Raw genomic sequence first — 15,262 nt, forward strand, 5'->3', positions numbered from 1 at the left:
TCCTTTACTGTTGTATGTTTTCAAAATAACGGACCCGGATGTAGGGAGGATAATCCTGAATAACGGTAAGGTCGTTTTCGAATAAAATAACGTCGTCCACCCTCTTGACTTCCTTGAAGTTAGCAAATTGGTAAGTCATCAGCATCGACCGGTTGCGCTCCGTGCGGCGGAAATCCGCCTGCAGCTTCTTGCCGTCCGCCCCGGCCTCCTTCATCAGGAAGGCCAGCAGCACCGAGCCGACACCCCGGGCAACGGTACGGCAGGACATCAGCAGCAGCCGTATGACCCAGGCGTCCTCCGCAAATTCCACGAGCGCGAGACCTATTTTGCCGTAGGAGCCGTACTTGTCCGTCAATTCGCATATCCACAAGCGGTGCTTGGGGGAATTCATCAATGCCTTCAGTTCGTCATAGCCGTAGGGGATGCCGGTGGAATTGAGCTGGTTGGTCCGTACGGTCAGCTCCGCTGCGCGCTGCAGGTCCTCCTCCCGAGCCACGGAGATCATGAACTCCATGTTCAATCCCGCCAAAAATTCCGAAGTGGGCCCCTCGTATTCGGCCTCCTCCGCTTTGCGCTTCTGGTCGTGGAGATACATTTCCCGGCGACGGCTGCTGTCTACGGTGATGAACCTCGGATTCAGCCGGGGCCAGACGAGCATGTCCGCATATTCGGCGGAATCGACGACCGTCACCTCCCGGTGCACCGACTGGACCTCGTCCCGCTCGAAGGCCTGATCGTCCAGAAAAAGAAACGTGTCCAGCCCGATGTTCAGCTCCCGCTGAATGGCGGCGATCGACGCGGACTTGGCATTCCAGCCGATTTGCGGGAATAAGAAATAATGATCGAGACCGAATGCTTTCAATTGCGACATGGCATCGTCGTAGCTGTTTTTGCTGGCGATAGACAGAAGAATTCCGCGTTCGTCCAACGTTTGGAGAATTTGGGGAATTCCCGGCTTTAACCGGACCTCATCGCCCTCGGTCAGAATGCCGTCCCACACGGTATTGTCCAAATCCCAAACGACACACTTGATTTCCTTCAAGGCCAATTCCTCCTCAAACGCGCTTCTTAGTACTGATAAAACCCGCGTCCGCTCTTCCGCCCGTAGAGCCCCGCATCGACCATTTGCCGCAGCAGGGGACAGCACCGGAATTTAGGGTCCTGGTAGTTTTGATACAGCACTTCAAGCGAACGGACGACGGTATCCAATCCGATCAGATCCGCCGTTTCGAGCGGACCCATCCGGTGAGCATATCCTTGCTTGAATATGGCGTCGATCTGCGCCGGCTCGGCCACTTGATCCTGAACGAGAAACGCCGCTTCGTTCATAAACAGATGGGACAGCCGGTTCGACACGAAGCCGGGGAAATCCCTGACCAATATGCCCGTTTTCTCCATGCTGCGCAGCAGTGCTTCGGAAGCCTCGATCGTCTCGTCCGACGTATGGAAGGCGCGTACCGTCTCGACAGCCTCCTTTAATGGAACCGGATTCATAAAATGCATGCCGATCACGCGCTCGGGGCGGGAGACCAGCGCTGCCAATTTCGTAATGGAAATACAGCTCGTGTTTACGGCCAGGAAGGCGTCAGTTGAGCACACTGCGTTTAACTCCTTGAAAATCGCGCTTTTGACGTCCCAATCCTCCGTAGCATTTTCAATGATCCAGCCGGCTTTCTCGAAGCCGTCGTATGTATCCGTGAACGTAATCCGGTCGATAATCTCGGCCGCATTCCATTCCTTCAGCGCCGGAGACACCATGCGGTAGCTCCGGATATTTCTGCGTATGATGGCCGGCGCCTCCGCCAGGACGTCGAGGTTCACGTCCTTCAGGATGACGTCGTATCCATAATGCGCAGCCGTTGCGGCCACGTCGACACCCATGACACCCGCTCCGACAACTGCAATCACCGTCATTTCAACACTCTCTCTTTCGTCCTGGAGTACCCGTTTTCTTCGGTTTTCCTCACTTCCGGTTCAGCACGAGGATGGCACCGCCATACCCGATCACGGCCCAGATCGTCAAGAGGACATAGTGCTTGACATCGACAACGAAGGTGGATGCCGCCATGGAGGCGCGCATGACCTCGGCCATCGAATATAGCGGAAGCACGCTGTGCAGCGCCTGCAGCCATTCGGGAAGACGCTCCATCGGAAAGTTGATCGGCGAGAACATCAATGCGCCGAAGATAAGCACCTGGGACAGCGCCATGGAGCCTTGCGGCGGCAGCGCATAAGAGAAGCCGTAGCCGACGCCGATCGAAGTCAAGGCCGTCAGCAGGATGGCCGGAATGATCGTCCAGGATATATCGTATCCGGGATGAAAAAGAAAGTGGGCGCATAAAGACGACAAGACGATGCCCGGGATCGTAATCAATAGCCAAGTGAGCGTATCGGCCGACAAAATGACCGCACGGTTTACAGGCCAAGTCCGCACAAAATCGATATGTCCTTCCACCTTTGCGCTGGCAATCTGCTGCGGCATAATGACGAGTCCCGTCAAAATCAAAATGATGGTAGGCGCTCCGGTCGCCAGGAACAGAGTCGTATGCGGATCGGGACGGTCAAATAAATACGTGAACCCGATGACGATACCCAGCGAAATCATAATCTGGATAATGGCGAAGAATACCAAGTGTCCGGCGCTTCTCAAAAACTGCAATTGAAAGACGTAGTTAAATTGCTTCCACATGCTCACTGGGACTGAACCCCCTTCTCCTCTGTCAATTGAACGTAGACATCTTCAAGCGTGGTCGGGGATAGGGCATAGTCCATGAAATGGCCGCGATTGACTTGCTCTCCCGCCCATTCGACCGCTGCGGATACCGAAGCTTGCTCCAACGCGTACGTCACGCGTTCCCCGTTGCGGTAAGAGGACAGCGCCCAGCTTGGCGTATCGATCGGGTCGTTCGTCGCCAGGTTCGCCTCGATGCGCAGCGTGCTGCTGAACGAGCGTTTCACTTCGGACGGCGTCCCCAATGCGAGAAACTTGCCACGATGCAAAATCGCCACGCGGTCTACCGCCTTCTCGGCCTCTAGCACGTTGTGCGTGACCAGAATGACCGAGCTTCCGTTCTCGGTCAGCTTGCGGATCTCGCCCCAGAGGTAACGCCGCCGGACAGGATCGACATCGTTGGTCGGCTCGTCGAGAATGACCACCTTGCCCGGAGTGACAACCGCCATGCAGAATGCCGTCAGCCTCCGAACGCCGCCGGACAGATTCATCCCCTCCGTGTTCGCCCATCTGCCGATATCCAGCGCGTCAAACAGCTGCTTCATGCGCCGGGTTACGTCTTCCGGGCGTCCTCCCCGCATCTTGCCCATGATCGATACGGCCTGCGTCGGTGTGAGGCTGCCGAGCGGCAATTGGGACTGCGGCTGTACCGAGCAAAGCGTCCTCGCCCGGACGGGATCCTTCGCCACCGATTTTCCTATCAGCAGAATCTCTCCGCTGGTCGGCGTGGCGAGTCCTACGGCCTGATTCATCAAGGTGGTTTTGCCGGCTCCGTTATGGCCCAAGAGCCCCATAATTTCGCCTTCTTTAATGGACAAGCTGAGATTGTCGTTTGCCACGGTCCGCGTTTTTTTCGGGCCGGAGTAAACTTTGGTGACCCCTTTGAATTCCAGTATCATGCTACACCTCCAGATAAAATTTGGCACACCACACTGCCGCGCTAACGCATTGATGTATTATTTTGCTTTTGCTCCTTTCTTGCATGCATTGCTTTCTTTCTGTTTTCTTTCACTAGTTGCGTACGCGATGTCGAATTTGGGTCTGGACCGTGGTGAGGTTGCAAAGCTTGAATGAGGATAGAGGATGATGTCGGAACTTGCTGTAGAATGATCGCGAATGTGCTCGGTTGGTGTCGTTAATACCAGGATAGTATGGCAATAATGCCCATTTTTTTCTTTCTCTCCTAAATGTAACATGCGACTTGCATGATCACAAGTAAATTTTACGAAAATATACAAAGAATTACACACATGTATTCTAGTTTTTTACTTTTTCTTACCATCTCCATGACTTTTTTCGTCAAATTCCATGTTTATTACGACCTATAGATAACATTATAATCCACAAAATGTAACATATTCCCTAATTCTTTCGGAGGAGAAAGCTGCGCGAATGGAACTGACCGCCGCTCGTCGCCGTCCGTTCCCCAAGCAGCCCGCACTAAACGCCTCTCGCTTGACTTGCTATCCCGCTTGGAACCCTCTATGCTGGAGATAACAGACTTAACCGAACCATTCCGACTTCGATGGAGGTGCCGCCATGAAACTGCTGGTCGCGGAGGACGATACGTCCGTTTGCGAGATGCTGCACTTGTTTTTTCAAAAAGAACAGTATGATACGACCTTCGTTCATGACGGGCTCAGCGCTCAGGAACAGCTTGACCGGTATACGTGGGATTTCGTCATCCTGGACTGGATGCTTCCGGGCAAGGACGGGCTGGCCCTGTGCAGAGATATACGCCGTAAAGGGGAAACGCCGGTCATCCTGCTTACGGCACGGGACCAGGAGCAGGACCGGATTATGGGGCTTGAGCTTGGAGCCGACGATTACGTGAGCAAGCCGTTCAGCCCGATGGAGCTGATCGCCCGCATGAAAGCCGTGCTTCGCCGGTACCATCGAGGCGGCGGGGCTGAGGCTGAAGGGGCGGCCGAGCCGCATGAGCTGCTCAAGCACAAGACGATTGTCGTCAACCTGTCCTCCAGGACCGCCACCGTCGGCGGGAATACGATCAGCAACTTGACGCCGAAGGAGTTCGAGCTGCTCTCGCTATTCGTCCGGTATCCCAGACGCGTCTTTACCCGCGAACAGCTGCTGGAAAGCGTATGGGGCTACGATTATTTGGGCGAAGAGCGCACGGTCGATGTCCATATCAAGCGGCTGCGCAATAAAGTGTCTTCGCCGGAGCATCCGCTGATCGTGACCGTCTGGGGCGTAGGCTACAAGCTGGAGGAATGACAATGAAGCTGAGCCATCTGCGGCCGCGCTTCCGGTTTACTTTTTTCCAGCGGCAGTTTCTGTCCCATCTCCTTCTGTCCATGCTCATTCTCGTCCTGCTGGCGGCCGGGTTTACTTATTACATGAAGCAGCGAACGTTCGACAACGAGACGGAAGAGCTGGCCGGCGTCTCCAAGGGAATCGTCCGCCTGCTCGCAAAAGATGGAGATGACCCGACCAGCGCGCTGCAAGCGTATCGCACCCTGCTGGCCGAGCGCCGGACGTCGTTCATCCTGCTGGACCAGACCGGCGATATCGCCTACCGCGACCCGAAGATGCCCGGCGCGCTGCGGGGCAAGGCGTTCTTGGACGAGCTGCGGTCGCACATGTCCGACACCAAGGACAACGAAAGCTTTATCGTCGAACGCGGAACCGAGGAGCCGTGGGTCGTCGTTTACAGGCAAACCAAGCTGAAGCCGCAAAAAACCGAGCTGCACCTCTTCGTCTTCTCCCCGCTTCACGGCATTCAAGAAACGATGGAGGCGCTTAACCAAGCGCTGATCTATATGATCGTCGTTATTTTCGTACTGGCCGTCGCCGTCAGCTGGCTGTTCTCCCGCAGCATGAGCGCCAGCATCCTGTCGCTGCGCCGGACAACCCGCCAAATTGCCGCGGGAGATTACGCCGCCCGATCCACGGTTCGCCGGTCGGACGAGCTGGGCGAGCTTGCGGGCGACTTCAACTCCATGGCCCGCCAGCTCGAGCTCGCCCTGCATAAGCTGCAGCAGTTTGAGACGCGCCGCCGCCATTTTATTATGGATGTGACGCACGAGCTGCGCACACCGCTTACCTCGATCCGCGGCATCATCGAAGGGCTGAAGAACGATCTCGTCCACTCGCCGGAGGAGCGGGCCAATTATTACGGCGTCATCGAGAAGGAAACGTTCCGCCTGATCCGGCTCATCAACGGGCTGCTCGACATGGAGAAAATCGAAAGCGGCCTCATCACGCTGAACAAAAAACGAACGCCGCTCAAAGAGCTGTTCGAAATCGTTCACGAGTCGCTCGAAGTCTTGATTGAAGAGAAACGACTGCACATTCTTATCGAATGCGAGCCGGACCTGCAAGTGTACGCCGACTACGACCGGCTAATGCAAATTCTCATCAATTTGGTCAAAAACAGCATCCAATTTACGGCATACGGAACGATCCGCCTGACCGGCTCCGAAACGGAAACGCATACCGTGATCGTGATCGCGGATACCGGCCGCGGCATGTCCAAGGAAGAGCTGTCCCTCATCTGGGAGCGGTTCTACAAGGCCGATCCGTCCCGGTCCAAGAGCAACAGCGAGACCGGGCTCGGCCTGTCCATCGTCAAGCAGCTCGTCGAAGCCCATGCAGGCACGATCGGAGCGGACAGTACGCTCGGCATCGGCACTTCGTTCACGATCGCTCTGCCCAAAACCGACCAAGCCGCATCCCAGGACGGCGAAGCGGGATAACACCGATTCGGGAGCTGCGCAAGGCTCCTTCCTTCATAAAGAACGGACGGCTGCTCAGAGCCGTCCGTATGCTTTGGAGTACCGGTAAATTCTCGCGAAGATGCGCTTATCCTTCAGCTTTCGGAATATATAAGGGTCGGGAGCCGTGTTAATCTCCAAAATCCACGGATGCAGCTTCGCGTCCAGTGCGACGTCCAGCCCAATTTCCTTGAGCCCTCTATACTTCGTACGAAGCTGTCTCGCAACGGAAGTTCCGAGCGTACGCAGCTTTGAGGTTAATCTTGACTTTTTGGCGCTCCCGGCATGCCCCTGCAGCAAAATCTCTACGGGTTTGAGCTTTCCTCCGTTATGCACATTGGTCACGACCTTGCCCGGCGCAGCGACGCGCCCGATCAGTCCTGTCGTCTGCCAGTTCCCGGCCGGAGTCTTCTGTACCATGACGCGAAGATCGAAGCGCCGCTTCTTATATTTGAGCAGATGGATGCCTTTTTGCACCAAATACATCCGTTTTCGGGTCAATCCCGCGATATGTCTGTATAAGTCATCGTATTGGGCAAAGGTTTGAATTTTCTTGCCGATATGACAACGGTAAGCCCCCCCTTCGCCGGCCAACCGCTCCACCCGCATTACGCCGATGCCGTACGTGCCGCTGTTCGGCTTGACATAGACCATGCCATGCCGGTCCAACATAGTCTTCAAGCTATCGCGGTTCAGCTTGCGCGTCTCGGGAATGTACTTGGCCAGCTTCCGGTTCGGAATCACCGCCCGAGTTTTGGCCCATTTGCTTACGATGTAGCTGCTGTAATTCGGTTTGCTCTTCCTCATTTTATCCACCTTTCTTCCTTCGGCCGGAGAACGGCTGGCACCAAGCTTCCCCATCTCCCTCGGCAGCGCCTGACGAACCTTCTGCTCCCGCTATCCGGTTCCTCTGAGCCCAAACCTGCCTCATTCATCCATCATAGTGTATGCCTCTCGCCGCAGTACGGTGAGGTATAGTGGCCTACGATAGACGGTCAAAGCAAGCAGAGACCGACGGTAAGGCGATTTTCCGCAAAAAAAGGCAGCTGCCGATGCAGGCAACTGCTCCAAAAGTGCTTCTACGATTTATAGCCGAGCTTTCGTTCGATTTTTTCAAAAAAAGCCAAGCCCGCGGCCAACCAGCGCCGGGCGAACGTCCATTGGGTGAACAGCTTGTTTACGGCTACGGCGGAGCCGATGCCAAGCAGTGCTCCGACGGTCACGTCTATCGGATAATGGACGCCGGTCCAAATCCGGGACAAAGCGATCAATGCGGCCAGCGCAAGCCAGATGGACCCGTCCTTACGACGGTACAGCCAGATCGAGGTGGCGATGACGAAAGCGCCGATGGCATGGCTGCTGGGAAACGACGCATTGGCCGCATGCTCGATTAACTGATGAACCTCGTGGCTGACGAACGGCCGGTTCCGGTAAAACAACATCCCGATCAGCGAGCCGACCCCCATCGCCAAAGCAGCGGAACAGAGCGCTTTAGCCACCATCCGGCGGTTCTCTTGTGTTCGGGTAAACCAATACACAAGGATGCCCAAATAAAAGAAATATTCCGCATATTCCGCGAAAAAGCGCATCCACACGTTAAGCGTCGTATGATCCACAGCCAAGCCGTTGATCATTTCGAATAAATCATAGTCCCATTTCAATAACATACGCGATCTCTCCTCTTCCCGTTATCCGTTCCGTTAACGGCTGAACGGCAATTGTACCGTCACCGTTGTTCCCTGGTTTTCTTCGCTTTCCAAACGTATGTCCCCATAATATTTCTCGACGAGCCGCTTGGCGATCGAAAGTCCCAGGCCGCTGCCGCCGCGTTTGCGGCTGCGGGCTTTGTCCACCCGGTAAAACCGGTCGAATACATGCTCCACCTCGTCTTTCGGAATGCCCATTCCGTAATCGCGGATGACGATGCGAAGCAGAGTATCTTCTACCATGACGGCTGAAACGTGGATTTTGTTTCGTTCGGTTGAATATTTCACCGCATTATCCAACAAAATCAACAAAATTTGTTTGATATGATTGGGAACCAGCCGGATTTGGACGCCTTTCAACGCATCCACATCCGTCGTAATCTCGAATTCGGGATGAACGACGGAGACGTTCTTCACGATTTGGGCAATGGTTTCTCCCAGATCGAACAGCTCGGCGACGCCGTCCGGACTGGCATTTTCCGCACGGGTAAGCTCCAGCAGCTCCTGCACGAGCCCCTTCAGACGCTCCAGCTCCTCAAGCGAAGCGCGGAGCGATTCGTCTACGAGAACCGGGTCGTGCTTGCCCCAACGATTCAGCATCGACAAATGTCCGGAAATGATCGCAATCGGGGTCCGCAGCTCGTGCGAAGCGTCTTCTACGAATTGCTTTTGCTTGCGGAACGACGTTTCCAATTGATCCATCATCTCGTTGAACACATGGGCCAGCGCCGAAATCTCATCCTTATTGTCGTAAAAAGGCACCCGCTCCTGCAGTCCGTTCCGCTGGATTCTTCTCATCGTTTCCGTTATGCTTTGGACCGGTCTCAGCAGCCGCCCGGCCAGAAGCAAGCCGCCCAGGCCGCTCAGCAGCACCGCCCCGGCACCGCCCAGAATCATGACCAGCGTGATGACCCCTTTCAGCTCGTCGAACGTCTCCAGATTGCTGACGATTTCAATCGTGCCGCGGAATTTCTCCGACACGATCGGGGCGCGCAGAACGAGCAGATGCTCTTCTTTATGCCACACGCTTTCAAGCTCGGTCTTCGTGACCGGACGCGGCGCCACCCAATCCTCCGGCAGCGCCGTAAGCACCGTCAGCACCGGCCTTCCCTCGCCGTCCAAAATCCGGATCAATTGATTTTTTTGATTGATGCTCTGAATAAAATGCCTGCTCCTGACGATTTGTCCGGCATCCAGTATATCGCTTTTTTCCGTGAAATAACTTTGCAGCTCGCCCATCGTTTTGCGCACCGACTCCACTTCGCGGCTGTTCATCCATTGGTTGATGCCTATATATTGAACGGCGTTATAGACCGTAAACAAGACGAACAGCATGAAAGCCGACCATAGGGTCATCTGCCATTTGATCGGCAGCCGGGTGAAGCGCATTCGCAGCTTTTTCATGACCGGATAACGTAGCCGATGCCGCGAACGGTTTGAATATAGCTCCGCTGCGTGGGATCGTCGATTTTGTTGCGCAAATAGCGGACGTACACATCGACCACGTTCGTCTCGACTTCGCAGTCGTACCCCCAGACCAGATCAAGCAGCATATCCCGGCTTAATACCCGGTCCCTATGGTTCATAAGTACCAGCAGCAGCTCATATTCGCGCTTGGTCAGCTCCAGAACCAGTCCGGCCTTGCTTATGGTCCCGGCAACTGGATCGATTTGAAGATCGCGGTACGCCAACGCCGCTTGTGCTGCGCCGGTCCCCCGCTTGCTCCGCCGGATTACCGCCCGAATCCGCGCCAGCAATTCCTCGATCGCGAACGGTTTCGGCAGGTAATCGTCCGCTCCGCTATCCAGCCCCGATACGCGATCCATGACGCTGTCGCGGGCCGTCAGCATAATGACGGGCGTCGCGAAGCCGGCACGGCGAATGCCGCGGCACACCTCGAAGCCGTGCAGTCCCGGCAGCATGGCATCAAGGAGAATAGCGTCCCAGGTATCGCGGGTCGCGGTTTCCAGACCTTCCTGACCGCTTCCGACGACGGTAACGGCATAGCCTTGGTGTATCAATTCCAATTCCATAAAACGGGCAAAATTTCGCTCGTCTTCCACGATAAGAATCTTTTTCATCCTGTTCCCTCTGGTTGCGCTAGAAATAGTAAAAAAGCGGCAATCGTATCGCTACCTATTATTGCCCTTAGCCGCAGCTTTAACTATACACAACGAAGATGAAAATTCGATGAGAAAAGAGTAAAAAATTTCGCTTCCGCTAAACCCCCAAAAAAGCAAATGGCCGGCCGGGCTCCGCGTCCCAACCGACCGGCAATTCAAGGCGTGTCTAGCCTCCGTTCAAGGCAGCCCATACGTTTTGAATTAAGGAATAAACAAGCGCGACCGCCATCGATCCTACCGAGACGATAACGTATAAGCGGAACGGATTTTTAATGAGTCGGGGGTAATGATCCAGACGCTTGGGCGTAGATACCCCTTGAACGGCGTCAAAATGATGAATCGCATCGTTAAAAGGCTTCCGGTCCTCCAGAATTAACGTTCGGTTCGGTTGCGTAGCGTGAAGGGCGGCATCTTCATACGGATTGTACGGTTTGCTTTTCATAAATAAGCATCCCTCCCGTTCCCATTATTTCCACTGCATCCCTATTTTATCAAACTTAGCCACTACCAGCAAAAAAGAACAGCCCCTCGTTCGGTCCATGAAGACCGCGAAGGGCTGCCTGCTTGTCGGATCATCGGCGTCATTAAGGCGCGGTCTCCAAAAATTTCAAGTTCGGATTTTTCTCCATCGCCGTGCGCAGCGCGTATTCGTTCTCGAACAGCGCGACGTAATTGTCCTTCTTATCCTTCACCAGCTGCGAGTTGATCCGGAACTTGGCCGGATCGATGTCGTCGCCAACGAGCCAGCGCGCGAACTGGTAGGTCATCCGGGACAGCTGCACCTCGCTGCTGTACTCCGCTTTCATCCGGTATTCGAACACTTCGAACTGGAGCTGTCCGACGACGCCGAGAATCAAATCCTCGAAGCCGATCGTTTTGAACACCTGAATGGTGCCCTCCTCGGTCAATTGGTCCACGCCCTTCTGGAACTGCTTGTGCTTCAGCGCGTTTTTGACCGTCACTTTGGAGAACAGCTCCGGGGAGAACGTCGGCAGCTCGTCGAATTCCAAGCTGCCGCCTTGGCACAGCGAATCCCCGATGCGGAAAATACCCGGGTCGAACAGCCCGATAATGTCGCCGGGATAAGCATCCTCGACGATATCGCGGTCCTGCGCGAGAAATTGCTGCGGCTGCGCCAGCTTGATATCTTTGCCGACCCGCACGTGCTTCACCGACATGCCCCGCTCGAATTTGCCGGAGCAAATCCGCAGGAAAGCGATCCGGTCGCGGTGAGCCGGGTTCATGTTCGCCTGAATTTTAAAGATATAGCCGGAAAACTTCTCGTGCAGCGGATCGACCATGCCTTCGTTGCTTTTGCGCGGCGTTGGCGTCGGGGCAAGCTGCAGGAAATTCTCAAGGAACGTCTGCACGCCGAAATTGTTGATCGCACTGCCGAAGAACACGGGCGTCAGCTCGCCCTTCTGTACCTTCTCGTAGTCGAACTCGTCCCCCGCCACATCGAGCAGCTCCAAATCCTGCACCAATTGGTCGTAAAAAAATTCGCCTGCGATTTCCTTCACGACCGGGTCGTCGTAGCCGCTTACTTTGCGCACTTGGATTTCTTTGTGATCGTCGCCCTGGAACAGCTCGACCTGCGTCAGCTTCCGGTCGTACACGCCGTGAAACTGTTTGCCCATCCCGATCGGCCAGTTCATCGGATACGAGCGAATACCCAGCACCTGCTCCAGCTCTTCGAGCAGATCGAACGGATTCTGGCCTTCACGGTCCAGCTTGTTGATGAACGTGAAGATCGGAATGCCCCGCTTGCGGCACACCTGGAACAGCTTTTTCGTTTGGGCCTCGACCCCTTTGGCCGAGTCGATCAGCATGACGGCGCTGTCCGCCGCCGTTAACGTTCGATACGTGTCTTCGCTGAAGTCTTGGTGGCCCGGGGTGTCGAGAATATTGACACGATGCCCTTCATAATCGAACTGCATCACACTGGAGGTGACCGAAATCCCTCTCTGCTTTTCGATTTCCATCCAGTCGCTCGTCGCATGACGGTTCGCTTTGCGCCCTTTGACCGTACCGGCCAGCCGAATCGCGCCCCCGAACAGCAGCAGCTTCTCGGTCAAGGTCGTCTTCCCCGCGTCGGGGTGGGAGATGATGGCGAAGGTGCGCCGCTTCTGTACTTCTTCTTTTAATTTCTCGGATAATCCGGTGCTCATATCGGTTAATTCCTTCCTCAATCTTATTCAGTGATGCGGTCCGGAAGCTGCAGCAGCTTCATGTCACCGCAAGTTCAAGTCAGCTTGACGGTCCAGTCGGCTTCCTTCAGCCACGTTCCCGATTCGAACGCCCGGCCGCGCAGCGTCACTTTGTCTCGATATACCTGCACATACAATCCTTGCGCCTTCTCCTTGGCCGCATTTTGATAATTGCGGTTCAGCACACGTCCGACCGAGGAGTTATGAAAATAGTGAAAGCTTTCTTTGACATAATGCTCCACCGTGCCTTGAAAATCCTGATGCCGATGCCCGCAGAACACGAACACGTTGTTGTAAGGCTTCAAGAGCGCGCGGAATTTTTTCGCCGGAATCAATTGGTGCATCCCCCCGTCTTGTCCGGCGGGTGGCAGCGGCTGATGGGTCATGATGAAGACGGGCTTGCCGTCCTTGTGCGAAGCCAGCCGTTCCTTCAACCAATCCAATTGTTCGTCGGAATACCATGCCCCTTCGCCTACCTCGGGCTTCTCCTGCACATAAGCCTCCTGCGACAGCAGGATCAAGTGATACCCTTTCTCCCAAGCGTCGTGATAAGGCTTCGACAACCCGAAAAACTTCTGGAACCGCTCGCGCGATTGCCAGTCGGTCTTGCCGTTGGGCATCGTGTCTTTATTGAAAGCCCCTTTCCGGTCGATCCAAATGTCATAATAATCGTGGTTGCCCATGTTGGCGTAAACCGGGGGCAGCTTGTAAGCGGACAACGTTTTTTTCAGCTCTTTGTAGTCCCTATCCCGCCCGTAGTCGGTCACGTCGCCCGTCAGCACCAGCGCCTCGACCGGCGATTCGAACTGCTTTATATCGTCAAGCGCTTGCTTCAAATGCCGGACCGTATTAGGATCGTCAGGCGACACGTGCAAATCGCTGAGAATCATGAACGAGAACAATGGCGCTGCCGGATCGGGATTCGTCCCCGGTTCCGTCTTTGGCAGCGCGATGCCGTCCGGCGCTTGTGCCCCGCCGACCGTCTGCCGGTCGGCCGATTGCTGCAGCAGCTTGATCAGTCCTGTGAGCGCCGCCCCGATCATGACCAGAAGTCCGAGCATCCAGCGTATAAAAGCGCGTCTGGACATGTAAAGATCCCCCTTGCGTTAGCCGGCACTGTACACTCCATCATACCATATTTCAAGAGGTGAAAAAAAGACGCAACATACGACAGAAAAAAAGAGCAGAACCCGGCGCAACCGGATCTGCTCTTTCGGTTTTCTTTCGACTAGCCATTACATTTGGGTATGTCCCCAAGTGACTTCGCCTTCGTCCTGCCCGTTAACCGGCCACCAGCGGAAGCCGTCTTCGGCAACGAGCTGCTGCCCCTGCTCCGGTCCCCAAGTGCCTGCCGTATACAGGTGCAAATCGTCCGTACGCTCACCCCATGCCGAGGCGATTTTGTCGACATATTTCCATGCCAGCGCGACCTCGTCCCAGCGGGTGAAGTACGTGGAATCCCCGCGGGCGGCGTCGTAGAGCAGCCGCTCGTACGCTTCCGGCGTGTTCAGCCCGACCTGGCAGCTCTGGCAGAAATCCATCGCGACCGGAACGATTGTTCCTTCCGATCCCGGCTGTTTGGCGTTCATTTTGAAGTAAATGCCTTCCATCGGGTTGACGCGGAACACGAGCAGGTTCGGTTCCAACTTGTGCTTGCGCGACAAGTAAACGTTGTTCGGCACGTTCTTGAACTCGACGACCACTTCCGTCGTTTTCACCGGCAATCGTTTGCCCGTCCGGATATAGAACGGGACGCCGGCCCAGCGGAAGTTGTCCACGAATACGCGGGCGGCAAAATACGTCTCCGTCGTCGACTCCGGATTGACCTTGTCTTCGTCACGGTAGCCGCGCACCTGCTCGCCTTTGATATTGCCGGCGGTGTACTGTCCGCGCACCGTATTGGCCCGCACTTCCGACGCGGTCTGGAAGCCGCGCAGACTGCGGAACACCTTCACCTTCTCGTCGCGGATATCCTCCGGATGCATCCGGCTCGGGGGCTCCATCGCCATGATAGCCAGCATCTGCAGCATATGGTTTTGTCCCATGTCGCGAAGCGCACCCGAATGCTCGTAATAGCCGCCGCGTTCTTCCACGCCTACGGTTTCGCTCAGCGTGATTTGAATGTTGGCGATGTACTTATTGTTCCACAGCGGCTCGAAAAAGGCGTTCGCGAACCGGACGACGTTGATGTTCTGCACCATTTCCTTGCCGAGGTAATGGTCGATGCGGTAAATGTCCTGCTCCTCGAACACCCGGCGGATTTCGGTGTTCAGCTTCTCAGCGGATGGAAGATCGTAGCCGAACGGCTTCTCGATCACAAGCCGGTGCCAGCCGGCCCCTTCGAGCAGTCCGCCCGCCTTGAGATTGTGCGACACATTACCGAACAGCTCCGGCGCCAAGGCCAAGTAAAACAACCGGTTGCCGCCGATATCGAATCTGACGTCGAGCCGGTCGGTCAGCTCGCGGAGCTGCCGGAAGCCGTCAACGTTATTAATGTCCAGCGACATGTATTCAAAATGCTCGGCAAATGCATCCCATTGCTCGTCCTTCGTCACGTTGTAGCGTGCGAATTCTTGAATCGATTCGTAGACGTCGTCGCGGAACTGGTCGTTCGTGCGCGAACGCCGCGCGAGGCCGATTACCGCAAATCGGTCGCCCAGCTTGCGCTCACGGTACAGGCTGTAAAACGCCGGGAATAACTTGCGCCGGGCCAAGTCCCCGGTCGCTCCGAAAATCAAAAACACGGCACTCGTCATGGCTT

The 15,262-nt window shown here is 55.4% G+C and carries 14 protein-coding genes; 2 read left to right on the forward strand and 12 right to left on the reverse strand.

The window, feature by feature from the left end; translation table 11 throughout:
* Positions 1-4: 4 nt before the first annotated feature.
* From NI000_RS31340 to NI000_RS31355, 4 genes are read right to left on the reverse strand one after another with little or no spacing between them, the layout of a single operon-like run.
* Positions 5-1,042 (reverse strand): HAD-IIIC family phosphatase, encoded by a 1,038-nt coding sequence (locus tag NI000_RS31340; protein ID WP_375541020.1) that lies wholly within the window; start codon positions 1,040-1,042, stop codon positions 5-7.
* Positions 1,043-1,068: 26 nt separating this feature from the next.
* Positions 1,069-1,914 carry a 3-hydroxyacyl-CoA dehydrogenase family protein gene (locus NI000_RS31345; RefSeq protein ID WP_253415282.1) on the reverse strand — a complete coding sequence of 282 codons (846 nt, stop codon included), beginning with the start codon at positions 1,912-1,914 and terminating at the stop codon, positions 1,069-1,071.
* 49 nt (positions 1,915-1,963) lie between these two features.
* Complete coding sequence (locus tag NI000_RS31350) at positions 1,964-2,689, reverse strand: ABC transporter permease (protein WP_253415312.1); 726 nt, start codon at positions 2,687-2,689, stop codon at positions 1,964-1,966.
* Between the two features lie 2 nt (positions 2,690-2,691).
* Entirely contained in the window at positions 2,692-3,630 is a 939-nt protein-coding gene (locus tag NI000_RS31355; RefSeq protein WP_253415283.1) for an ABC transporter ATP-binding protein, read from the reverse strand.
* Positions 3,631-4,270: 640 nt separating this feature from the next.
* Between NI000_RS31355 and NI000_RS31360 the strand changes: the two genes are divergently transcribed.
* Both NI000_RS31360 and NI000_RS31365 read left to right on the forward strand, forming a co-directional pair.
* Positions 4,271-4,966: a response regulator transcription factor gene (locus NI000_RS31360; protein WP_253415284.1), complete on the forward strand. Its 696-nt coding sequence runs from the start codon at positions 4,271-4,273 to the stop codon at positions 4,964-4,966.
* Positions 4,967-4,968: 2 nt separating this feature from the next.
* Positions 4,969-6,447, forward strand: a complete 1,479-nt coding sequence (locus NI000_RS31365) for a sensor histidine kinase (RefSeq protein WP_253415285.1) — start codon at positions 4,969-4,971, stop codon at positions 6,445-6,447.
* Positions 6,448-6,501: 54 nt separating this feature from the next.
* On the opposite strand, the gene NI000_RS31370 is transcribed toward NI000_RS31365, so the two are convergent.
* The 8 genes from NI000_RS31370 to zwf all read right to left on the reverse strand — a co-directional run bounded on the left by NI000_RS31370 (position 6,502) and on the right by zwf (position 15,257).
* Positions 6,502-7,326, reverse strand: a complete 825-nt coding sequence (locus NI000_RS31370) for a YheC/YheD family protein (protein WP_309247950.1) — start codon at positions 7,324-7,326, stop codon at positions 6,502-6,504.
* A 218-nt stretch (positions 7,327-7,544) separates the two neighbouring features.
* On the reverse strand, positions 7,545-8,132 hold the full coding sequence (locus NI000_RS31375) for an undecaprenyl-diphosphatase (RefSeq protein ID WP_253415286.1): 588 nt from the start codon (positions 8,130-8,132) through the stop codon (positions 7,545-7,547).
* 33 nt (positions 8,133-8,165) lie between these two features.
* A complete protein-coding gene (locus NI000_RS31380) occupies positions 8,166-9,575 on the reverse strand; it encodes a HAMP domain-containing sensor histidine kinase (RefSeq protein ID WP_253415287.1) in 1,410 nt (469 codons plus the stop codon).
* The gene (locus tag NI000_RS31385; protein ID WP_253415288.1) at positions 9,572-10,252 is read right to left on the reverse strand and encodes a response regulator transcription factor; all 681 of its coding nucleotides are present in this window, start codon (positions 10,250-10,252) and stop codon (positions 9,572-9,574) included. Before NI000_RS31385 ends, NI000_RS31380 begins: the two co-directional genes overlap by 4 nt.
* A 208-nt stretch (positions 10,253-10,460) precedes the next feature.
* The gene (locus NI000_RS31390) at positions 10,461-10,736 is read right to left on the reverse strand and encodes a hypothetical protein (RefSeq protein WP_253415289.1); all 276 of its coding nucleotides are present in this window, start codon (positions 10,734-10,736) and stop codon (positions 10,461-10,463) included.
* Positions 10,737-10,878: 142 nt separating this feature from the next.
* Positions 10,879-12,462, reverse strand: a complete 1,584-nt coding sequence (locus NI000_RS31395) for a peptide chain release factor 3 (protein WP_253415290.1) — start codon at positions 12,460-12,462, stop codon at positions 10,879-10,881.
* A 74-nt stretch (positions 12,463-12,536) separates the two neighbouring features.
* Entirely contained in the window at positions 12,537-13,589 is a 1,053-nt protein-coding gene (locus tag NI000_RS31400; protein WP_253415291.1) for a metallophosphoesterase family protein, read from the reverse strand.
* 147 nt (positions 13,590-13,736) lie between these two features.
* Entirely contained in the window at positions 13,737-15,257 is a 1,521-nt protein-coding gene (gene zwf, locus NI000_RS31405; RefSeq protein ID WP_253415292.1) for a glucose-6-phosphate dehydrogenase, read from the reverse strand.
* Between the last annotated feature and the right edge of the window lie 5 nt (positions 15,258-15,262).

This window comes from Paenibacillus tyrphae, assembly GCF_024158745.1.
GTDB classification, from domain to species: domain Bacteria; phylum Bacillota; class Bacilli; order Paenibacillales; family NBRC-103111; genus Paenibacillus_G; species Paenibacillus_G tyrfis_A.

What these genes read in the sequence shown, in the direction of transcription:
- NI000_RS31345 (WP_253415282.1), bottom strand. Translation starts at nt 1,914, where the DNA reads ATGACGGTGATTGCAGTTGTCGGAGCGGGTGTCATGGGTGTCGACGTG.
- NI000_RS31350 (WP_253415312.1), bottom strand. Translation starts at nt 2,689, where the DNA reads ATGTGGAAGCAATTTAACTACGTCTTTCAATTGCAGTTTTTGAGAAGC.
- NI000_RS31355 (WP_253415283.1), bottom strand. Translation starts at nt 3,630, where the DNA reads ATGATACTGGAATTCAAAGGGGTCACCAAAGTTTACTCCGGCCCGAAA.
- NI000_RS31360 (WP_253415284.1), top strand. Translation starts at nt 4,271, where the DNA reads ATGAAACTGCTGGTCGCGGAGGACGATACGTCCGTTTGCGAGATGCTG.
- NI000_RS31365 (WP_253415285.1), top strand. Translation starts at nt 4,969, where the DNA reads ATGAAGCTGAGCCATCTGCGGCCGCGCTTCCGGTTTACTTTTTTCCAG.
- NI000_RS31370 (WP_309247950.1), bottom strand. Translation starts at nt 7,326, where the DNA reads ATGGGGAAGCTTGGTGCCAGCCGTTCTCCGGCCGAAGGAAGAAAGGTG.
- NI000_RS31375 (WP_253415286.1), bottom strand. Translation starts at nt 8,132, where the DNA reads ATGTTATTGAAATGGGACTATGATTTATTCGAAATGATCAACGGCTTG.
- NI000_RS31380 (WP_253415287.1), bottom strand. Translation starts at nt 9,575, where the DNA reads ATGAAAAAGCTGCGAATGCGCTTCACCCGGCTGCCGATCAAATGGCAG.
- NI000_RS31385 (WP_253415288.1), bottom strand. Translation starts at nt 10,252, where the DNA reads ATGAAAAAGATTCTTATCGTGGAAGACGAGCGAAATTTTGCCCGTTTT.
- NI000_RS31390 (WP_253415289.1), bottom strand. Translation starts at nt 10,736, where the DNA reads ATGAAAAGCAAACCGTACAATCCGTATGAAGATGCCGCCCTTCACGCT.
- NI000_RS31395 (WP_253415290.1), bottom strand. Translation starts at nt 12,462, where the DNA reads ATGAGCACCGGATTATCCGAGAAATTAAAAGAAGAAGTACAGAAGCGG.
- NI000_RS31400 (WP_253415291.1), bottom strand. Translation starts at nt 13,589, where the DNA reads ATGTCCAGACGCGCTTTTATACGCTGGATGCTCGGACTTCTGGTCATG.
- zwf (WP_253415292.1), bottom strand. Translation starts at nt 15,257, where the DNA reads ATGACGAGTGCCGTGTTTTTGATTTTCGGAGCGACCGGGGACTTGGCC.